Here is a 15,572-nt window from a genome sequence, read left to right as displayed (position 1 = left end):
GTCGGCGGGCCCGGCGCGCTCCGTGCCGGGTCAGCCCGCGAAGGCCCCGCACACCGCCTCGTACTCCCGGGTCCACCACACGACCAGCGCCGAGGCGGCCGGGAACTGCGGGTCGGCGCGCGTGTCACCGCGCTCGTAGTGCCAGCGCAGCATCCAGAAGTCGTTGAGGCGCTCCCACCACACGCGGTGCACGGCCGCGGCGAGCTGCTCGGGCGTGGCGTCGGCGGCCCGCCGGTACGCGCTCGCGTAGGCCCGCACCCGGGGCAGGTCGAGGGTGCCCATCGGCCGGACGAAGAAGATCGCGGCGGCGCGCACGGCCTCCTCGGCGCGGGGCCGCACGCCCAGGCGGTCCCAGTCGACGATCGCGGCGGGGGAGTCGCCCCGGTAGAGCACGTTGAAGGGGTGGAAGTCCCCGTGCACCCAGCCGGCCGCCCCGCCGTGCGGTGGGCGGCGTTCCGCGTGCCGTTCCAGCAGCGCGCGGCGCTCCAGCAGCCGGTGGCGGGCCAGGGCGTCGAAGGGGTCGGCCGGGCTGTGGCCGCGGACCCGGGCGAGCAGGTCGTCGATGAGGGCGAAGGTGTCGGCGGGGTCGGCGGTCTCGGCGGGCGCGGGGCCCGAGGCGCTGCTGCCGGGGGCGGCGTGGGTGCGGGTGGGCGGCGGCATCACGCGCTCCAGCCCGGCGTGGACCGCGCCCAGCAGCGCGCCGAGCCGGCCGCACTGGTCGGGGGTGAGCTGTCCGCCGTGGCGGTGGCGGCCGTCGATCCAGGGGTGCAGGGCGTAGGCGTGGCCGCCGACGACGGCGACGGTGCGGCCCTCCCGGTCGGGCAGCGGCGGGGCGACCGGGACGCCGATCTCGGCGAGCCGCCGGGTGGCGCGGTGCTGGCGGACGATGGCCGCGGGGTCGGCGGTGCGGGGGTCGAAGTGGTGCTTGAGGAAGTACCGGCCGCGGGTCGTGCGCAGGCGGTAGCCGCGGTTCAGCAGCCCTTGGTCGACCGGCTCGCAGGCGAGCGCGGAACCGGCGGAGAACCGGCGGAGCAGGGCGCCCAGAGGGGGCGCGTGGGGCACGGGGGGTGGTACACATAAGCGCGGCACGCGGCAGATGCTAGGGCACGCGGAGCGCCCGTGAGCTGGGCGTTGTCACACGCGGTCACGTCCGGTCGCAATGCGTCGCGGGGGCATCAGAGTGCCACCGGAAGCGGACTTTCGCCCCATGGGACACGGGAAACCACTCCCGTCACAGGGGCCACTTCCCCCCTGCCTGGCCCCTCGCGCCCTCCGCCGGCGCCCCCGGACGGTCCGCCCGGTCCCTCGAACGGCGGTACCGGCGGGCCCCGGGCCCGTCCTCGGCCGCCCGTCCCCGGCCGCCCGGCACCGCACCGGTCCGCCCGTCCTCGGCCGCCCGGCACCGGTCCGCCCGGCACCATTCCGCACCGGGCCCGCCTCCGCGCCGTCCGCCCGGCTCCCGTCGGCCCGCCGCGCCGCGGCCGCCCGGGTGGCCCGGAGCGTTCAGCGGCGTTCCGCCCGGAGGCGGGCCACGAAGGCGGCGGCCTGCGAGCGGCGCTGCATCCCCAGCTTGGAGAGCAGGCCCGACACGTAGTTCTTGACGGTCTTCTCCGCGAGGTGCAGCCGCTCGCCGATCGCGCGGTTGGTCAGCCCCTCGCCGATCAGCTCCAGGACGCGCCGCTCCTGGTCGGTCAGACGGGCGAGCCGGTCGTCGGCGCGGGGCCCGCCCGCCCGCAGCCGCTCCAGCGCCCGCGCCGTCGCCACCGGGTCGAGCAGCGAGCGCCCGGCGGCCACGTCCCGCACCGCGGCCAGCAGCTCGTCGCCCCGGATGTCCTTGAGGACGTACCCGGAGGCCCCGGCCATGATCGCGTCGAACAGGGCCTCGTCGTCCGCGAAGGAGGTGAGCATCAGGCAGTGGACGCCGTCGTCCCGGGAGCGGATCTCCCGGCAGACCTCGACCCCGCTGCCGTCCGGCAGGCGGACGTCCAGCACGGCGACGTCGGGGCGGGCGGCGGGGATCCGGGCCAGCGCGTCGGCGGCGGTGCCCGCCTCGCCGACCACCTCGAGGTCGGCCTCGCCGGAGAGCAGCTCGTGCACGCCCCGCCGGACCACCTCGTGGTCGTCCAGGAGAAAAACCCGGATTTTTCCGTCGTCGCGCACGCGCTCAGTCTCACACACCGGCTCTTCCCGTGCCCGGGGTGGCCGGGATAACGTGCCGTTGTTCCGGCCCCCTGCGAGGCTGTGACCAGTGGCTGTTCCGGATTTCGCGGATTTACTTGGAAACCCAAGTAAAAATGCAGGTCAGGAGGGGTTTCACAGAAATGTGGCGCACTGGGTAACGTGCCTTGTGCAGGACGCTCGCCGGGGCACCTGTCACGCCTGTGTCCGACGGACCGCACCCACCCCGTGCGCCGCGGGGCACAGGTGAGCCGCACTGGCAACCCGGCGAACCCGGGGGCCGGACCGACGGAGGAGCACACGTGACCGTGGAGAGCACTGCCGCGCGCAAGCCGCGACGCAGCGCCGGAAGCAAGGCCGGCACCACCACCGGCACCAAGCGCACCACACGCACCACCGCCCGGAAGGGGTCCGAGACGCAGCTCGTGCAGCTGCTGACGCCCGAGGGCGAGCGCGTCCAGGACGCCGCGCACGCCGAGTTCGCCCAGTACGTCGAGGACATCACCCCCGACGAGCTGCGCGGCCTCTACCGTGACATGGTGCTCACCCGGCGCTTCGACGCCGAGGCCACCGCCCTGCAGCGCCAGGGCGAGCTGGGCCTGTGGGCCTCCCTGCTGGGGCAGGAGGCCGCCCAGATCGGCTCCGGACGCGCCACCCGGGAGGACGACTACGTCTTCCCGACCTACCGCGAGCACGGCGTCGCCTGGTGCCGCGGGGTGGACCCGACCAATCTCCTCGGCATGTTCCGCGGTGTGAACAACGGCGGATGGGACCCGAACGGCAACAACTTCCACCTGTACACGATCGTCATCGGCTCGCAGGCGCTGCACGCCACCGGCTACGCCATGGGCATCACCAAGGACGGCGCCGACTCGGCCGTGATCGCGTACTTCGGCGACGGCGCCTCCAGCCAGGGCGACGTCAGCGAGGCGTTCAACTTCGCCGCGGTCTACAACGCCCCCGTGGTGTTCTTCTGCCAGAACAACCAGTGGGCCATCTCCGAGTCCAACGAGAAGCAGACCCGGGTGCCGCTCTACCAGCGCGCCCAGGGCTTCGGCTTCCCCGGCGTGCGGGTCGACGGCAACGACGTGCTGGCCTCCCTCGCGGTCACCCGCTGGGCCCTGGAGCGCGCCCGGCGCGGTGAGGGCCCGGCCCTGATCGAGGCGTTCACCTACCGCATGGGCGCCCACACCACCTCCGACGACCCCACCCGCTACCGCCACGACGACGAGCGGGCGGCCTGGGAGGCCAAGGACCCGATCCTGCGCCTGCGGCGCTACCTGGAGTCCTCCGGCCACGCGGACGAGGCCTTCTTCGGGGAACTGGAGAGCGAGAGCGAGACGTTGGGCAAGCGGGTGCGCGAAGTGGTCCGCGCCATGCCCGACCCGGACCGGTTCGCCATCTTCGAGAACGTGTACGCGGACGGGCACGCGCTCGTCGACGAGGAGCGGGCCCAGTTCGCCGCCTACCAGGCGTCGTTCGCGGATGCCGAGGGGGTCTGACCATGACGACGGAAAAGATGGCGCTGGCCAAGGCGATCAACGAGTCGCTGCGCAGAGCGCTGGACGCCGACCCCAAGGTCCTGATCATGGGCGAGGACGTCGGCAAGCTCGGCGGGGTCTTCCGGGTCACCGACGGGCTGCAGAAGGACTTCGGCGAGGACCGGGTCATCGACACCCCGCTGGCCGAGTCCGGCATCGTCGGCACCGCCATCGGCCTGGCCCTGCGCGGCTACCGGCCGGTGGTGGAGATCCAGTTCGACGGTTTCGTCTTCCCGGCCTACGACCAGATCGTCACCCAGCTCGCCAAGATGCACGCCCGGTCGCTGGGCAAGGTCAGGATGCCGATCGTCATCCGCATCCCCTACGGCGGCGGCATCGGCGCGGTCGAGCACCACTCCGAGTCCCCCGAGGCGCTGTTCGCGCACGTGGCGGGCCTGAAGGTGGTCAGCCCCTCCAACGCGTCGGACGCGTACTGGATGATGCAGCAGGCCGTCGCCGGCGACGACCCGGTGATCTACTTCGAGCCCAAGCGGCGCTACTGGGACAAGGCCGAGGTCGACCGGGACGCCGTCCCGGGCCCGCTGCACACCGCCCGGGTGGTGCGCGAGGGCACCGACCTCACGCTGGCCGCCTACGGCCCGATGGTGAAACTCTGCCAGGAGGTCGCCGCCGCGGCGGCCGAGGAGGGCCGCTCCCTGGAGGTCGTCGACCTGCGGTCGGTCTCGCCGATCGACTTCGACACGATCCAGGCGTCGGTGGAGAAGACCCGGCGGCTGATCGTGGTCCACGAGGCGCCGGTGTTCTTCGGTTCGGGCGCGGAGATCGCCGCCCGCATCACCGAGCGCTCCTTCTACCACCTGGAGGCCCCGGTGCTCCGGGTCGGCGGCTACCACGCCCCGTACCCGCCGGCCCGCCTGGAGGAGGAGTACCTGCCGGACCTGGACCGGGTGCTGGACGCCGTCGACCGCTCGCTGGCGTACTGAGGAGGGGAGCGTGACGACGATGACGGACAGTTCCGTGCGTGAGTTCAAGATGCCCGACGTGGGCGAGGGCCTGACCGAGGCCGAGATCCTCAAGTGGTACGTCCAGCCCGGTGACACCGTCACCGACGGGCAGATCGTGTGCGAGGTCGAGACGGCCAAGGCCGCCGTCGAGCTGCCCATCCCCTACGACGGCGTGGTGCGCGAGCTGCACTTCCCCGAGGGCACCACGGTCGACGTCGGCACGTCGATCATCGCGGTGGCCGTCGGCGGCGCGGCGGACGCGGCCCCGGCGGCGCCCGCGGCCGAGGCGCCCGCCGGGGCGGCGCCCGCGGGGGAGGCGCCCGCGGGGGAGGCGGAGGAGCCGAAGCCCGCGGCCCGCCAGCCGGTCCTGGTGGGCTACGGCGTCTCCACCGCCGCGACCCGGCGGCGCCCCCGCAAGAGCGCGGCGGCCCCGGCGGCACCGGCCGCGGCGGCCGTCCAGGCGGAGCTGAACGGCGGCGCCCCGGTGGCTCCCGCGGCTCCCTCCGCCCCCGCCACTCCCGCCGCGCCTGCGGCTCCCGCGGCTCCGGCCGCTCCGGCCGCGCCCGCCGCCCCGGTCACCCGGGAACGCCCGCTGGCCAAGCCGCCGGTGCGCAAGCTGGCCAAGGACCTCGGCGTCGACCTCGCCTCCGTGGTGCCCTCCGGCCCGGACGGCGTCATCACCCGCGAGGACGTGCACGCGGCGGCCGCCCCGGCCGCCGCCCCGGCGCCCGCCGCTCCCGCCGGACCGGCCCCCGTGCCCGCCGCCGGACCGGCCCCCGTGCCCGCCGCCGCCCCGGCCCCGGCCGCGGCGTCCGCCGCGGAGCACGGCCCGGCGCGCGAGACCAGGGTGCCGGTCAAGGGCGTCCGCAAGGCCACGGCGGCGGCGATGGTCGGCTCGGCGTTCACGGCGCCGCACGTCACGGAGTTCGTGACGGTCGACGTGACCCGCACCATGAAGCTGGTCGAGGAGCTGAAGCGGGACAAGGAGTTCACCGGTCTGCGGGTCAACCCGCTGCTGCTGATCGCCAAGGCCCTGCTGGTGGCGATCCGCCGCAACCCGGAGATCAACGCCTCCTGGGACGAGGCGGCGCAGGAGATCGTGGTCAAGCACTACGTGAACCTGGGCATCGCCGCGGCGACCCCGCGCGGTCTGCTCGTCCCGAACATCAAGGACGCCCAGACCAGGACCCTGCCCGAGCTGGCCGGGGCGCTGGGCGAGCTGGTGGCGACGGCCCGCGAGGGGCGGACGTCCCCGGCGGCCATGCAGGGCGGCACGGTGACCATCACCAACGTCGGCGTCTTCGGCGTCGACACGGGCACCCCGATCCTCAACCCGGGCGAGTCCGCGATCCTCGCGGTGGGCGCGATCAAGCTCCAGCCGTGGGTGCACAAGGGCAAGGTGAAGCCGCGCCAGGTGACCACGCTGGCGCTCAGCTTCGACCACCGCCTGGTCGACGGGGAGCTGGGCTCCAAGGTCCTCGCGGACGTCGCGGCGGTCCTGGAGCAGCCGAAGCGCCTGCTCGCCTGGGCCTGACCGGCGACGGCGGCCCCGGAACGGCGAAGGAGCCGCGCCCCCCGCTCGGGGGCGCGGCTCCTCTCCGTCTCCGGGCGGCCTTCCGGCCGGTCCCGGCGCACCGGCGGCCGGGGCGCCGCCTCAGGACGCCCGGCGGGCGCGCAGCGTGTTGAGCAGGGCAGCGCCGCGCTCGGCGTCGTCGACGCTCACGGCGAAGTCCGTACGGCGTCCCCGGGGGCGTATCACCAGGCACTCGCCGGAGCGCAGCATCACCGTGGTGCCCAGGCCGCTGAGGCGGTAGCCCCAGCCGCCGACCTCGGAGGGGCGGCGGTCCTCCGCGCGGGCCGCCTCGATGTCGCCGGGCGCCCAGCGGCGGCGGGGCCAGGCGAGCGGGCCGAACGCCACCTCCAGGCCCCGTTCCGAGACCCGGGCCTGCACCGACGAGCACAGGGCGCAGGCCAGCGACGCCACCGCGCATCCGGCGAAGAGCGCCCAGAGGGTGTCGGCCCGCGCCAGACCGCCCGCCAGGGCCACCAGCGCGCCCGCCGCCACCGTCCCGGGGACGGCGGCCATGAGTTGCAGCCAGTGGTTGGAGGTGCGGGAGAACCAGACCAGCCGCCGGCCCTCGGGGACGTCCAGGGCCGGGGTGTCCTCCTCGGCGGGGTCGGCGCCGGCGGGCCGCCGGGTGGCCAGCAGCCAGCCGCCGGTTCCGGCGAGGGCGGCCAGCAGCAGGACGGCGAGGAGCCAGAGGCCGGGCTGGCGGGCGTCGTGCCAGTCGGCGCGGTCCAGGTTGGCCCGGACGGTGGCGGCCTGGGCGCCGACCAGGATGACGGCGACCGGCACCAGGACGGCGAGCCGGGGCCGGGCCACGGCCGCCCGGGGCCGCCGGCCCGGCCGCGCCGCCAGGGCGGCGGGGACCGCGACCGCGACGGCCGTCACCAGCCAGACCAGCGCGGGCACGAGGGCGGCGGCCCAGAGCGGCAGCGAGCCGTCCGGGGTGCTGCCGGTCAGCGTCCAGTGGGTGGCCAGCGGGTCGGGCAGCCGCCCGCGCGCCGCGAGCGGGAGTCCGGCCAGCAGGGCCGCGACCCCGGCGGTCCACACCCCCGCCGCCCAGCGGGCCGACGCCGGGCGGCGGGCGGTCCCCCGGCCGTCGGTGCGGTCTTCGCTCATGGCAACCCCCTGATCATGTCGATGAGATCCGTCCTGCTGTAGCCCAGCCGGGCCGCCTCGGCGACCAGTTCGCGCACGCGGATCAGCACGGCGGAGCCCCGTCCCGCGTCCTCGGCGACGGTCACCCCCCGGCCCCGCCGGAAGTCGAGCAGGCCCTCGTCGCGCAGTTCGCGCAGGGCCCGCAGCACGGTGTTGACGTTGACGTCCAGGGCCTCGGAGAGGTCGCGGGCCGACGGCAGCCGGTCGCCGGGGCGGCACTCCCCCTCCGCGATGGCGCGCCGGACGGCGCCGGCGACCTGCTCGTGCAGGGGCCGGGTGTCGGTCTTGTCCAGACTCAGCAGCATGGTGCCAATGACACTATCACCATGCACTCCATTCGGGGCAGGGCGAAGTGCCGCGCGGGAACGCGCGGGAACGCGCGGGTGGGGGCGGAAGGGGGCGCGGGCGCGGATACGGGTGCGGGCACGGGCGCCGGGAGGGTCCGCGCGGGGCCGCGGGCGGCGGAAAGGGCCCGTCGCGCGGTGGCGGCGGGCCCTCGGTGGTGCGGTGGGGCGTCAGCCGAGCTGGGCGAAGCCGTAGTCCATGAGCTTGGCGGCGTCCTTGGCGCGCTGGGCCGACGAGGTCGAGGCCAGCACGGTGCCGATCACGGTCCTGCCCTTGCGGGTGGCCGCGAAGACCAGGCAGTAGCCGGCCTCCGGACCCGAACCGGTCTTCACGCCGATCGCGCCGCTGTAGCTGCCGAGCAGCGTGTTGGTGTTGGTCCAGGGCGCCATGGTGCGGGTGCCGCCGGTCTTGGTGATCGTCTTGGCCGTGTACTTCTTGGTCTTGACGATCGTGCGGAACGTGGAGTTCTTCATCGCGCTGCCGGCCAGCTTGGTCAGGTCGCGCGGCGTCGAGTAGTTCTTGCCGCTGCCGATGCCGTCGAACGAGTCGAAGTTGGTGTTCTTCATGCCGAGGCTCTTGGCGGTGGTGTTCATCTTGCCGATGAAGGACTTCACCCGGGCCGCCCGCGTGCTGCCGGTGCCGAACTTGTCCGCCAGGGCGTACGCGGCGTCGCAGCCGGAGGGCAGCATCAGGCCGTAGAGGAGCTGGCGGACCGTCACCTTGTCGCCGACGATGAGGCGGGCGGACGAGGCGTTGTTCTTGACGATGTAGTCGCTGTAGGCCATCTGGATCGTGACCTTGGCGTCCAGGTTCAGGTTCTTCTGTGCCAGGACGACCTTGGCGGTCATGATCTTCGTGGTGGAGCCCGTCGAGCGCCGCGTGTCGGCGGCCTTGCTGTACAGGCCCTTGCCGTTCGCGTCGTTCATCACGAAGCCGCCCTTGGCGGCGATCGACGGCGCGGCGGCGGCCTGCGCGGGAGCCGCGGAGAGGGCCCCGGTGGCGAGCACGGCGCCGGTGGTGACGACGACGGCGGCGGAGCGGCGGAAGCGGTTGCCCTGAATGCCGTTTATCAAGTGAGGTACCCCGATTGTAGTGAAATCCTCTGGGACGCGGTCGAGTTGTGGTCGTTCGGTACGTCGCGTCTGTGCGTCATGTGAATAGCACGGATGGAGGGACGGGGGGAGCGCGGGGGGCCGGTTTCCCCTCAGAGGGTGGCCGTCCGCATGCCGGACGGCCGAACCGCTCGCATCCCTGTTGTATCTATCCTGTCGCCATGATTCCGGCCGTGAAACAGCCCCCCGCCGCCGACCGCGTCTACCAGTACGTCAAGCGCGGTGTCCTCGACCGCCGTTACGAGGGCGGCACGCTGCTCACCGAGGGCGAGCTGGCCGGGGCCGTCGGGGTCTCGCGCACCCCGGTGCGCGAGGCGCTGCTGCGGCTGGAGGCGGAGGGGCTGCTGCGGCTCTACCCCAAGAAGGGCGCCCTGGTCCTGCCGGTCTCCGCGCAGGAGATCGCGGACGTGGTGGAGACCCGGCTGCTGGTCGAGGCGCACGCGGCCCGCAAGGCCGTACCGGCCGCGCCGGAGCTGCTGGAGCGGCTGGCGGAGCTGCTGGAGCGGCAGCGGGAGCAGGCCGCCGCCGGGGACCTGGCCGCCGCCGCCGTCACCGACCGCTGCTTCCACGCCGAGATCGTCCGCAGCGGCGGCAACGAGATCCTGGCCCGCCTCTACGACCAGCTCCGCGACCGGCAGCTGCGGATGGGCGTCGCCGTGCTGCACTCCCACCCGGACCGGGTGGCCAAGACGCTCGCGGAGCACGGCGAGATCCTGGACGCGCTGCGCGCCGGTGACGCGGACGCGGCCGTCGCCGCCGTCGGCCGGCACGTGGGCTGGTTCTCCCACCTGGCGCGGGGCGAGGTCCGGTGAGCGCCGCCGGGCTCCCCGCCCCCGCCCCCGCGCTCCCGCGGGGCGGGCCGCCCGGCGGCGGGCGCGCGGTCGCGGTGTGGGGCATCGGCGTCGCCGTCTACTTCGTCGCCGTCATCTTCCGCACCTCGCTCGGCGTGGCCGGGCTCGACGCCGCCGACCGCTTCCACGTGGGTGCCTCGGCGCTCTCCGTCTTCTCCATCCTCCAGCTCCTGGTCTACGCGGGCATGCAGATACCCGTGGGCCTGCTCGTCGACCGGCTCGGCACCAAGCGGGTGCTGGGCATCGGCGCGGTGCTGTTCACCGCCGGGCAGCTCGGCTTCGCGCTCGCGCCGTCGTACGGGACGGCGCTGGCCGCGCGGGCGCTGCTCGGGTGCGGCGACGCGATGACGTTCATCAGCGTGCTGCGCCTGGGCACCCGCTGGTTCCCGGCCCGGCGCGGGCCGCTGGTCGCCCAGCTCGCCGGGCTGGCGGGCATGGCGGGCAACCTGGTCTCCACCCTGGTGCTCTCCCGGATGCTGCACGGCGTCGGCTGGACGGCGGCCTTCGCGGGCAGCGCGCTCGCCGGGGTCGTCGTCCTGGTGCTGCTGGTGCTGTTCCTGCGGGACCACCCGGAGGGCTGCGAACCGGCGCCGGTGCCGCGCCGGGGCGGCCCCTCCGTGCGGGCGCAGATCGGCGACGCCTGGCGGGAGCCGGGCACCCGGCTGGGGCTGTGGACGCACTTCACCACCCAGTTCCCGGCGACGGTGTTCCTGCTGCTGTGGGGGATGCCGTTCCTGGTGGAGGCGCAGGGGCTGTCCCGGGCCGCCGCGGGCGAGCTGCTCACCCTGATCGTGCTGTCCCACATGGCGTTCGGTCTGGTCTACGGGCAGGCCGTGGCCCGGCGCCACGGGGCGCGGCTGCCGCTGGTCCTGGGCACGGTGGGGGTGACGGCGGTGCTGTGGGCGGTGACGCTGGCCTGGCCCGGGGGCCGGGCACCGGCGGGGCTGCTGGTCGCGCTGTGCGTGGTGCTGGGGGCGTGCGGGCCGGCCTCGATGATCGGCTTCGACTTCGCCCGGCCGGCCAATCCGCCGGAGCGTCAGGGGACGGCTTCCGGGATCACCAACATGGGCGGTTTCATCGCCTCGATGGTGACGCTGTTCGCGGTCGGCGTGCTGCTGGACGCGACCGGTGACGACTACCGCGTCGCCTTCTCGTCGGTCTTCGTGCTCCAGGCCCTGGGGGTGACCCGGATCCTGCGGCTGCGGCGGGGAGCGGCCCGGCGGGAGCGGGAACGGCTGGTCGCGGCGCGGGCGGCGGCGGTCGCGGCGGCGGTGTAGCCACGCGGCGGCGGGGCGCGGTGCGGTGTGCGGGCGACGGCGCGGTGTGCGGGCGGCGCGGGTGCGGTCTGCGGGGTGCGGCGGCGGGCGGTCCCGCTGCCGTGTGCCGGGCCACGCCGTCCGGCGGGCCGTCCGGGCCGCGCCGTGGCCGGTGCCCGTGGCCTGTCCGGGGCCGTGCCGCCGGGTGCGGCGGTGGCGGGCGCCTCCCGGGGCCTCCCCGGCCGTGCGCTGCGGCGGCCGGGGAGGGGCGATGGCCCGGGATCAGGTGGTCACCGTGAAGTGGCGCAGGATGGCCTCGGTCAGCTCCGGGTCGCCCTCGGCCTTGACGCGGTCCGCGACCGCCTCCGGGGTGACCCGGCCGCAGGCCAGGCGCACGTACGTCTCCCAGTCGAGGGTGAGGGTGGCGGCCGGGCCGAGCGCGGGCGAGGTCTCCAGGGTGCCGCGCCCCTGGATGTCGACGCGGATGGTGCGCAGGAACTCCAGCGGTCCGTTCACGTCGAAGACCACCGCCGAGCTGCGCGGCGCGTCCGCGCGGTCGGCCACGACGGCCGGCAGCTCCGCGAGCAGCACGTCGCGGGTGATCAGGGCGCCCGGGGAGTCCAGGCCGCCGGGCCGGCCGAGGGCGGTCCGCAGGTCCTGCTCGTGCACCCACACCGCGAAGGCGTGCCGCCGCATGGACTCCTCCAGCGGCAGCTCGGGGCCGTGCGGCCCGCGCACCTTGGCGCCCGGGTCCCGCGACTCGTTGCGGAGCTGGCGGTTGCGCCGGATGATCATGTACTCCAGCTCGGAGGTGATCTCCGGCGCCGTGTGGTGGCGGCGCACGTCGACCTGCATCTCCATGTACCGCTGCTGCTCGTTGGTGACGTGGAACAGGTCGCGCGGGAGGGTGTGGATGGGGCGCGGGTCGCCGAGCATCTCGGAGTCCAGGCCCATCACGTGCGAGACGACGTCCCGCACCGACCATCCCGGGCAGGGAGTGCGTCGGTTCCAATCTGCTGCCACAAGCGGCTGGACCAGCTCGGATATCGCCTCGATGGAATGTGTCCAGGCGTCGGCATAGGGCTGGAGGGTGGGATGCAGACTCACGGAGCGGGACCCCTCGGCGTTCGGTACACGGGCAGGTTTCGGCGGCGGTGCCGGCGGGAGGCGGCCGCGGTCGGCGGCGGGGAGCTCCCCCGGCTCTCGACTGCGTTCGATCCGGGTGGGACCCCCAAGTTACGCTGATGTGCGGCACCCGGGCAGTGCTTTCGTGTGACGATCGTAGGCCCGAGTGGACGGCTCGAATGCCAGGACGGTGGTAGTGTGCGCGCCTCTCTGATCCAGATCGCCGTGAACGACGACGAATCGGTCGCGGACCGCCGAGCGCGGGCGGCGGCGCTGGTACGCGCCAGGGCGGGCGACGACCTCGTCGTCCTGCCCGAACTGTGGACCACCGGCGCCTTCGCCTTCGACGCGTTCGACACCGGGGCCGAGCCGCTGGCGGGCCCCACGCACGGGGCGATGGCGGAGGCGGCGCGGGCCGCGGGCGTCTGGCTGCACGCGGGCTCCATCCCGGAGCGGGCCGCGGACGGCACCCTCTTCAACACCTCGCTCCTCTTCTCCCCCTCCGGCGACCTGACCGCCTCCTACCGCAAGATCCACCGCTTCGGCTTCGACAAGGGCGAGGCCGCGCTGATGGGCGCGGGCGACACGCTGGTGACGGCGCCTCTGCCGTGGACCACGCTGGGCCTGGCGACCTGTTACGACCTCCGCTTCCCCGAACTCTTCCGCGGCCTGGTCACCGCCGGTGCCGAGACGCTCGTCGTCCCGGCGGGCTGGCCGGAGCGCCGCCGCTCCCACTGGACGCTGCTGGCCCGCGCGCGGGCGGTGGAGAACCAGGCGTTCGTCCTCGCGTGTGCAACGTCCGGCACGCACGCCGGAGTTCCGCAGTCGGGTCACTCGATCGTGGTGGACCCGTGGGGCGAGGTGCTGGCGGAGGCCGGGGCGGGCGAGGAGGTCCTCACGGTGGAGCTGGAGCCGGAGCGGGTCGCGGAGACCCGGGAGCGGTTCCCGGCCCTGAAGGACCGCGTCCTGGGCGTGGACCCGCCGCGCCGCTGACACGGGGCCCGGGTGCGGGTGTGCGGGGCGCGGGCCTCGGGCCCCGGGCCTCGGGCCTCGGGCCGGATGGCCCCGCTGGGCGTCCCCACGGGGGGCCCGGCCGGGTGGATGCGCCCCCGGAGCCGTGCGCGGACAGGTCCCCGGGGCCGGGCCTCCGAGGCCCGGCGCGAGCGCGCCCGGGAGTGCCGGTCGGACGCGCCCGGCGCCGGGCGGCACGGCGCCGGAGACCGGCGGCGGACGGCCCCGGGCAGGGCTCGCCTCCCGGGAGCGTCCCCGGAAACCGGAGCGGGGGAGGGACCGGGGGCCGAGAGACCCCGGCCCTGACTGTTCCCGGCGCCCTGACTGTTCCCGGCGCCCGGGCCGTTCCCGGCCCCCGGGCCGTTCCCGGTTCTCAGTCGTCCCCCTTCTCCCGTTCGCGTTCCGCGAGCTGGATCACGCAGACCGCCAGCGCGATCAGCAGCGCCGGGTCCGCGTCGTCCCGGACCACGTCCACGCCGTAGGTGTCGCGCAGGGTCAGCAGGCGCCGCGAGACGACGGCCAGCAGTTCGCCGTCGTACTCGACGGCGAACTCCCGGTCGAGGATCTTCCCGCTGACGTCCAGCTCGGTGCCGTCGGCCAGCTCCACCCGGAAGTGGTTGCGCAGCAGCGACAGCCGCTTGCGCCGGATGACGGCCAGCGGCCCCCCGTCCCGCTCGATCACCATCGTGTCGCGCACCGCGAACATCTTCCGGTGGATGTCGATGAGGACGCGCCCGCGGGCGTCCTTCAGTTCCCAGGTGTTCCGCAGCCGCAGGGCCTTGCCGTCGACGAGGTACACCTTGTTGCCGTCGGTGTCCTCGATCCAGTGGTCGTCGCCGATGCCGAGCAGCCGGTCGTACACGAGAAATCTCATGCCGGACGGCTTCCCCGCGCGGCCCGGCCCGTACCACCGGGCGGGGAGCACGGGGAAGCGCGCGCCGGGCACCGAGGGCGTGGGACGTGGGCACGGCTTCACGTGCACGCGTCCGCGCCCCCGGGCCGACCGGCGGCGGCTGATGGATCAACACCGGTGGCAGGGACCTGGACCTCGCGGCGCCGCGGTGACGGATCGTCGTGCGGGACCTCGCCAACACGCCACCGCTGACCTGTACTTGCGCGTAGGTGCATGAGCCGGGTCTCTCCCTGCCGGGACCCGGAGACGCCGGAGACCGTGAGCACCGGTGAGGGGGGCATCACGGTCGGGGAACGCGGATTCATCCTCCGCCGGCCCGAAGCGCGCACGTTCCCCTGGCGGGGAAGCGGCACGGCCGCGAGCAGGAAGCCGCTGCTCACCGGGATGGCGCGGGGTGGGCTCCGCGGGGCCCGGATGAGCAGGGCCGGCACCTCCACCAGCGCTCCAGCCACCGCATGGGGCGGGGATGCTCCGGTGTCCCGGCCCGTGTGGAGACGCCCGTCAAGGCCCACGGAGCCGCCCGGCGGGCGGTGGAACACCATGAGCCCCCGTGCTCGTCACCCCTGGCCGGGACGGTGGGCGTGGGGCCTTCGCGCCATCAGGTGCCCGTCGGGATGTCACTCCGGCGGCTGGTTGTACCTCTCCAGCGCCGCCTTGCTCATGGACCGGTCCACCAGCCGCAGTTCCCAGGGGCCGGTGTTCACGTCGAAGTCCTTGCCGAAGCCGACCCACCTTCCTGCCATGCGCCGTCCGGTCGGCTCGACCAGGAGCCGGATGGCCCCGTGATGGCGGGCCCCGTCGTAGTGGCCGTCTGCGGCGGTCTGCTCGACCCACGTACCGGTGACCACGTCGCGGTCGACGGTCAGGTCCAGTGTGAGCGGGCTGTCGGGGTTGCCACTCGCCCCGGGCAGGCTCTGGACGGTCAGCCGGTTCCCGTGCTGGACGATCACTACGTGGTGCTTGCCCTCGTACGAGTCGCCCCGGCTCGGAGAGAAGACTCGTAGCGGCTGAGCCACACCCCCCAAGATGTCTCCTCGCCCGTCTGCGGGGCGGGCTGCACACCTGCGGTGGCGGATGAGACACCGGTTGCGACGGTCTCCATGTCATGTGCTCCCTTCCCGTCCGCGTGGACTCGTGCCGTCGGCACCGGCAGGGTGAACCCCAGTGCCTCGACCGGACGGCCGGTGACCCGTTCCAAGGCCCTGGCGTACACGCCCCGAGGCGTCCTGCTCGTGCCGGACTCCCAGCGCTGCACCAGCCGCTTGGAGGCCCCGTTGGGCTCCCCCGATTCCGCACCCGCCCGGCGCGGGCGGAGCGACGGGCGCACCAGAGCGTCAGCCGCCCGGTACCCCGCCGGGCGGCTGTCGCCGTGAGCGAGGACGGACAGGCAGTGACTGACGACCACAGCGCCGCATGGGACGCGTACTCGGGGGAGCAGGCCCCAGCGGCGGTCGACCAACGCCAAGGGCGAGACCACGTGGTTCAACCGGACCCAGTACCCGGACCACGGCCCCGGGGCCGGTGTGCTCCGGCTCAACCCGGGAGACAGCGCA

At 74.6% G+C, this 15,572-nt stretch carries 13 protein-coding genes and 1 pseudogene; 6 read left to right on the top strand and 8 right to left on the bottom strand.

Annotated elements, in window-relative coordinates:
* Positions 1-30 precede the first annotated feature (30 nt).
* Positions 31-1,062, bottom strand: coding sequence for a phosphotransferase (locus ACZ7LB_RS04910; RefSeq protein ID WP_471465409.1), 1,032 nt, complete (start codon positions 1,060-1,062; stop codon positions 31-33).
* 441 nt (positions 1,063-1,503) lie between these two features.
* A complete protein-coding gene (locus tag ACZ7LB_RS04905; protein WP_471465408.1) occupies positions 1,504-2,160 on the bottom strand; it encodes a response regulator in 657 nt (218 codons plus the stop codon).
* 320 nt (positions 2,161-2,480) lie between these two features.
* Here ACZ7LB_RS04905 and pdhA point away from each other — a divergent pair, with 320 nt between their 5' ends.
* Genes pdhA through ACZ7LB_RS04890 form a run of 3 tightly spaced genes read left to right on the top strand, consistent with a single transcriptional unit; the run spans position 2,481 to position 6,218 of the window.
* Positions 2,481-3,680, top strand: a complete 1,200-nt coding sequence (gene pdhA / locus ACZ7LB_RS04900) for a pyruvate dehydrogenase (acetyl-transferring) E1 component subunit alpha (RefSeq protein WP_471465407.1) — start codon at positions 2,481-2,483, stop codon at positions 3,678-3,680.
* Between the two features lie 17 nt (positions 3,681-3,697).
* Positions 3,698-4,663 carry an alpha-ketoacid dehydrogenase subunit beta gene (locus tag ACZ7LB_RS04895; protein WP_471465607.1) on the top strand — a complete coding sequence of 322 codons (966 nt, stop codon included), beginning with the start codon at positions 3,698-3,700 and terminating at the stop codon, positions 4,661-4,663.
* A 19-nt stretch (positions 4,664-4,682) separates the two neighbouring features.
* Positions 4,683-6,218 carry a dihydrolipoamide acetyltransferase family protein gene (locus ACZ7LB_RS04890; RefSeq protein ID WP_471465606.1) on the top strand — a complete coding sequence of 512 codons (1,536 nt, stop codon included), beginning with the start codon at positions 4,683-4,685 and terminating at the stop codon, positions 6,216-6,218.
* 120 nt (positions 6,219-6,338) lie between these two features.
* Here ACZ7LB_RS04890 and ACZ7LB_RS04885 read toward each other — a convergent pair whose 3' ends face one another.
* From ACZ7LB_RS04885 to ACZ7LB_RS04875, 3 genes are all read right to left on the bottom strand, one after another.
* Positions 6,339-7,367 (bottom strand): DUF1648 domain-containing protein, encoded by a 1,029-nt coding sequence (locus ACZ7LB_RS04885; RefSeq protein ID WP_471465406.1) that lies wholly within the window; start codon positions 7,365-7,367, stop codon positions 6,339-6,341.
* The gene (locus ACZ7LB_RS04880) at positions 7,364-7,711 is read right to left on the bottom strand and encodes a GntR family transcriptional regulator (RefSeq protein WP_265292052.1); all 348 of its coding nucleotides are present in this window, start codon (positions 7,709-7,711) and stop codon (positions 7,364-7,366) included. Before ACZ7LB_RS04880 ends, ACZ7LB_RS04885 begins: the two co-directional genes overlap by 4 nt.
* 210 nt (positions 7,712-7,921) lie before the next feature.
* Positions 7,922-8,824, bottom strand: coding sequence for a D-alanyl-D-alanine carboxypeptidase family protein (locus ACZ7LB_RS04875; protein ID WP_471465405.1), 903 nt, complete (start codon positions 8,822-8,824; stop codon positions 7,922-7,924).
* Positions 8,825-9,024: 200 nt separating this feature from the next.
* Here ACZ7LB_RS04875 and ACZ7LB_RS04870 point away from each other — a divergent pair, with 200 nt between their 5' ends.
* Both ACZ7LB_RS04870 and ACZ7LB_RS04865 read left to right on the top strand, forming a co-directional pair.
* The gene (locus tag ACZ7LB_RS04870; protein ID WP_471465404.1) at positions 9,025-9,675 is read left to right on the top strand and encodes a GntR family transcriptional regulator; all 651 of its coding nucleotides are present in this window, start codon (positions 9,025-9,027) and stop codon (positions 9,673-9,675) included.
* A complete protein-coding gene (locus ACZ7LB_RS04865; RefSeq protein WP_471465403.1) occupies positions 9,672-10,991 on the top strand; it encodes an MFS transporter in 1,320 nt (439 codons plus the stop codon). Before ACZ7LB_RS04870 ends, ACZ7LB_RS04865 begins: the two co-directional genes overlap by 4 nt.
* Before the next feature lie 261 nt (positions 10,992-11,252).
* On the opposite strand, the gene ACZ7LB_RS04860 is transcribed toward ACZ7LB_RS04865, so the two are convergent.
* Positions 11,253-12,077 carry a maleylpyruvate isomerase family mycothiol-dependent enzyme gene (locus ACZ7LB_RS04860; RefSeq protein WP_471465402.1) on the bottom strand — a complete coding sequence of 275 codons (825 nt, stop codon included), beginning with the start codon at positions 12,075-12,077 and terminating at the stop codon, positions 11,253-11,255.
* Positions 12,078-12,293: 216 nt separating this feature from the next.
* On the opposite strand from ACZ7LB_RS04860, the gene ACZ7LB_RS04855 reads away from it, so the two are divergent.
* Complete coding sequence (locus ACZ7LB_RS04855; RefSeq protein WP_471465401.1) at positions 12,294-13,088, top strand: carbon-nitrogen family hydrolase; 795 nt, start codon at positions 12,294-12,296, stop codon at positions 13,086-13,088.
* A 391-nt stretch (positions 13,089-13,479) separates the two neighbouring features.
* On the opposite strand, the gene ACZ7LB_RS04850 is transcribed toward ACZ7LB_RS04855, so the two are convergent.
* Positions 13,480-13,980, bottom strand: a complete 501-nt coding sequence (locus ACZ7LB_RS04850) for an LURP-one-related/scramblase family protein (RefSeq protein ID WP_471465400.1) — start codon at positions 13,978-13,980, stop codon at positions 13,480-13,482.
* A 656-nt stretch (positions 13,981-14,636) separates the two neighbouring features.
* A pseudogene (locus ACZ7LB_RS04845) lies at positions 14,637-15,349 on the bottom strand (XRE family transcriptional regulator).
* Positions 15,350-15,572: the final 223 nt, after the last annotated feature.

This window comes from Streptomyces sp. NPDC107521 (genome assembly GCF_055598485.1).
Note: the sequence above shows the minus strand (reverse complement) of the source record. Positions and strands in the feature narration are given on the sequence as shown.